General features: G+C 32.0%; 4 protein-coding genes. 3 read left to right on the top strand and 1 reads right to left on the bottom strand.

Annotated elements, in window-relative coordinates:
• The first annotated feature begins 129 nt into the window (after positions 1-129).
• The 3 genes from CHU92_RS02585 to CHU92_RS02575 all read left to right on the top strand — a co-directional run bounded on the left by CHU92_RS02585 (position 130) and on the right by CHU92_RS02575 (position 3,880).
• A complete protein-coding gene (locus tag CHU92_RS02585) occupies positions 130-2,220 on the top strand; it encodes a tetratricopeptide repeat-containing sensor histidine kinase (protein ID WP_207759795.1) in 2,091 nt (696 codons plus the stop codon).
• 16 nt (positions 2,221-2,236) lie between these two features.
• Positions 2,237-2,884 carry a response regulator transcription factor gene (locus CHU92_RS02580; protein WP_094412306.1) on the top strand — a complete coding sequence of 216 codons (648 nt, stop codon included), beginning with the start codon at positions 2,237-2,239 and terminating at the stop codon, positions 2,882-2,884.
• Positions 2,885-3,040: 156 nt separating this feature from the next.
• The gene (locus tag CHU92_RS02575; protein WP_094412304.1) at positions 3,041-3,880 is read left to right on the top strand and encodes a T9SS type A sorting domain-containing protein; all 840 of its coding nucleotides are present in this window, start codon (positions 3,041-3,043) and stop codon (positions 3,878-3,880) included.
• Between the two features lie 305 nt (positions 3,881-4,185).
• Here CHU92_RS02575 and CHU92_RS02570 read toward each other — a convergent pair.
• Positions 4,186-4,641: hypothetical protein (locus tag CHU92_RS02570; RefSeq protein WP_207759794.1), on the bottom strand; the 456-nt coding region annotated here is incomplete at its 5' end.

Genomic DNA, 4,641 nt, shown 5'->3' with positions numbered 1-4,641 from the left:
TGGTTAAGTTTGATAGTGTTAAATTTTATTTAGGACAGGATTGATTCAATTTTAAAAAAGTGAATTATGAAAAGACTATTTTAACTAAATATGATGTACCCAAAACAATTTTTTTTTATATTACTTTTTTTGGCTTTTAACATACCGTCATTTTACGCACAAACCAGTAAAATAGATAGTTTAAAAGGTGTTGTTCTAAAAACGACAAGTGATACATCAATCACTAAACTCTATATCGCCATCGGTGCCGAATTTGAAAAAAGTAATACCGATTCAACGTTTGCTTACTATACTAAGGCATTAAATAAGGCAAAAAAAGAGAACTTACAATTAGAGATTGCAGATGCCGATATTGTCTTAGCTAAGTATTTTGTCATGCATTTTAATGACTACAAAAAAGCTTATGTATTTACTACAGACGCTAAAAATATTTTAGAAAAGCTCTTACAAAAAGAAAAATTAAAAAAAGAAATCAAAAAAATTCAAGAAAAATTGATTAGCGTATACAGTGGATTAAGCATTTATTATTCCAATATTGGTAATAATGATATGTCAACTTTTTATACAAAAAAAGGTTTAAGGTTCGCTAAAATCATAAAGAATAATAATCTTATTGCAAGATCTTACTATAATTTAGGCATTCAATCGCTTAACACAAACAACTTTCCAGCCGCATTAAATTGGTTCTTATTATCATTAAAAATAAGAGAAAAAAACGATAAGAAAAATCTTCATGAAGTATACATTGGCTTGGGGGATGTTTATTCTAACTTAAAAAAATATTCAAAAGCAGTAGAATATTACTCAAAAGTTTTTACGCTACCAAATACAAACTATGATGCTAATGTTAGAAGTTATATCGCCACAGGAAACATTTATCTAAAACAAAATGAAACTGCAAAAGCATTAGCGTTTTTCACAAAAGCAGAAGTGTTGGTTGAAAAATATCATTTAAAAAGGTCTCAAGTGATGCTATACAATTCATTAGGCATCTATCATCAAATAATGGGTAATAATGATTTAGCACTTCAATATTTTTTTGACTTGCTCACAATTGGAGAACAAACTCAAAAAAAAGAAGTTATTGCAATTACAAAGCTCTCTATTGCTTCCATTTATGAGAAAAAAAATAACGACAAAATGGCCATTCAATTTGCCTCAAGCGCTTCTCAATTAGCAAAAGAAATTAGCAGATTTAATACCTATTGGGCATGTGAGCAATTGCTGAGTACTTTGTATGAAAAGCAAAAACTACATCAGTTGGCACTACATCACTATAAAAAATTTATAACCACAAGAGACAGCATCGAAAATAAAATAAATACTGAAAAAATTGTTAAAGCTGAAATGAACTATGAATTTGAAAAGAAAGAATTAATTGCAAAAGCAAAACAAGACAAAGCAAGAGCCGTTGCGCTACAAGAGTTAAACAAGCAAAAATTAATACGAAACAGCATTGCAGGATTTTCATTATTGATAGTTATATTATCCATAATAATTGTTCTCAACTACAAAAAAAGAGCCAAAATTAGTAAAGCTCTCGCCCAAAAATCAGAAGAATTATACCAGCAAAAAGCAGTAGAACTGATCAAAAACGAACAAGTAAAATCGATGCGCAATTACATCAAAGGGGAGGAAAACGAAAGAAGTAGGATTGCCTCTGAGTTGCACGATGGCATAGGAGGTTCGCTCTCGGCTATTAAACTAAAATTAAGTAAAATTGCTGAAGAAGATAAAAATGAACAAATAGAAAAAGTTATAAAAAATGTCGATATATTGTATCACGATGTGCGATCCATATCCCACAACTTGATTACTCCACAACTCAAAGATTCTATTTTTATTGAAGTCATCAATAATTTAGTCAACGACATCAAGGAGGCTACCAGCCTTGAAATTACATTAGAATATTTAGAAGAAGATAAAATAAACCAATTATCAGAAGAAATTCAAGTAACCGTTTATAGAATGATCCAAGAATTGCTTAAAAATTCTATCGCTCATTCTAATGGAACAAAAATCGAAATTAACGTAACTAAATTTGAGCATGAGTTAAATTTAGTAATTGAAGATAATGGAGCTGGATTTGACACTTCGAAAAAAAAATTAGGTATCGGATTGCGAAATTTAGAGGCTAGAACAAAAGCATTAGGAGGAAAACTTATTATAGACTCGGTTATTGGTAGAGGATCAGCATTTAATATTACAATACCTTGTTGATTAGTAAAGAAAGAAAATGAAGAAAATAAACATTGCCATAGTAGATGATCATTCCCTTTTTTTAGAAGGGCTATCTTCAATTTTAAAGGATGTAGACAATTTCAAAATTCTAATCACTGCCTCTAGTGCAAAAGAGTTTTTAAATCAACCCAATTTAGCAACTATTGATGTTTTAATTAGTGATATCAGTATGCCGGAAATGGATGGCATAGCGTTAAGCCAAATGATAAAAAAACAGTTTCCAACTATAAAAATCCTTATTGTATCGATGCACGAAGAAACTCAAATTATTAAAGCATTGATTAAAATGAAGATTGATGGCTATCTTTTTAAAAACGCTGATAAAGAATTGTTAGTTAGCGCAATAACAACTGTTGCTCAAGGAAATCTTTTTTTTAGCGAAGCGATTAAAAATAAACTCATCTTTACAAATGAAGAGGAAGATGAGCCATCAACGAAATCCATTTTACCAAAACTATCATCTCGTGAAAAGGAAATTTTAGAGCTAATTGCAAAAGGATTAACCATCAACCAAATTGCAGATACGCTGTTTATAAGTCACCATACAGTAGTAAGTCACAAACAAAAACTTTTTTATAAGTTTAATGTAGATAAGATAACTAGTCTTGTTAAGAAAGCGCTAGATTTAGAAATCATCAATTAGAATTCTACCATCCCTTTTTTATATGATTTTTTGAAAACCCATCAAAAAGGGGATGTTTTATTTGTTAGTTAAAAATTAATTTTGAGTGTGCTATTTCAACCTCATAATCAATTTGTTTGAAATAAAAAACGCAAAAAATAACTAACAAATAAAAAAATGAAAAAAAAATTACTCTTAGCATTTGGGTTCTTAACCAGCATTACAAGTTTTGCACAATCAACGAACCCTGCGCCTTATTGCGCTGCCGGCTTTAAAAATGTCGCACCCTTTAACCTACCCGACCGACTTATATCAAATGTTAGTTTCGGTACTCTTTCTAATAATTCAGGTAATACAAGATGGCCGGGAGCTGCTTATGTTTTTTACAATAACCTTGCTATACCTAATATTGTTAAAGGAAATGGGTTTACGACATTGACTGTAAATTATAATAATAACTCTACGCACAGGGTTCTAGCTTTTATAGATCTCAATATAGATAATGATTTTAATGATGTTGGTGAAAAAGTTATGGATGTAATTTTTCCATTTAATACAGGCACTTCAGTTAATGTTACCATTCCAAATACAGCAAGTAATGGGCAAACCAGGCTAAGAGTTCTTCTATATGAAGATGACTTATTTACAGGAACAAACGGACCAAACGGACCTGTTACCCCGTGCACCAATGTCACCATAAATGGCACACCTGAAGTACTAGCCGTAGGAGAAACCGAGGATTATACGATAAACATTGTTTCAAATCTATCTTTGGACGATTTCAATCAAGACCAGTTTTCAATCTATCCTAACCCTTCACAAAATGTTGTAAATATTGAGTCTAAAAATAACTTAATCATTGAATCTGTTAAAATAGTAGACCTTTCTGGAAAACTAATTATTGAAAAAAATCAAAATACTAACCAAGTTGACATTGAAAATTTATCAAATGGTATGTACATTGTTGAAGTTGCCTCTGAAGGTAGAATTTATAAAAAGAAGCTCGTCAAAAATTAGAGAAGTAAATCTATCGTCAATAGATTAAAAAGCCCCTTTAACTATGCTATCTTTNTACTTTTTTTCTACTTTTAAACTGTACTATTTTTGGGGGAGCTTACAACAGGCTGGCCGGGGCAAATCGCCTGGGGCGTTGTGCGGGAAGCCCGTAGGGATTTCCGCACAACGTTTTCGGGCTTTGCGTTCGGGCGGGTTTCGGAGCACAAATGCCCAATTTATTACTAAAATTCCTTAGAAGCACATAGCTCCAAGTTTGCACGTCACCCCGCCTGACGCAAAACCCGTGTTATGGGCTGCCTTTCTTGTTATTTTATGCTAATGTTATAAGGTGCTTTCAGTCCGCCAAAAGTTTTTTTGTCAAAGAGTTTTTTAATTGTCTCAAGATTATTTGCTGTGACTGTGTCTCTGTTTCTAACAATTTTTATCTGCTCAAACGGAATATCATTGTCAATTTCCGCAATCGCAGAACCAACTTCTATCTTTTCGTTCGGAGCCAATTCGTAAACGTCAAATCCGTCAATTGTTGTCAGTAACTTCTGTTTTTTAGTTCTGAAATTTATAGTTTCCTTTACTAATATTTGAGCGGTGTCACTCGTGTCATTTGTAACAGTTATTGAATAAAATGGGTCACAACTTGTCAGTAAAGTGGTTAAGAGTACAAAAGTCAAAATTATTAATGCTTGTTTCGTCATTGTCTGTCGTTTAAGGTTGCCCATAACGCCCCAGGCGATTTGCGAAGTGATTTGCATTTTGCAAATCGC

Origin of the sequence: Flavobacterium cyanobacteriorum (genome assembly GCF_002251835.1) — a bacterium.
Lineage (GTDB): Bacteria > Bacteroidota > Bacteroidia > Flavobacteriales > Flavobacteriaceae > Flavobacterium > Flavobacterium cyanobacteriorum.
This window is presented reverse-complemented; position numbering and strand designations above follow the sequence as displayed.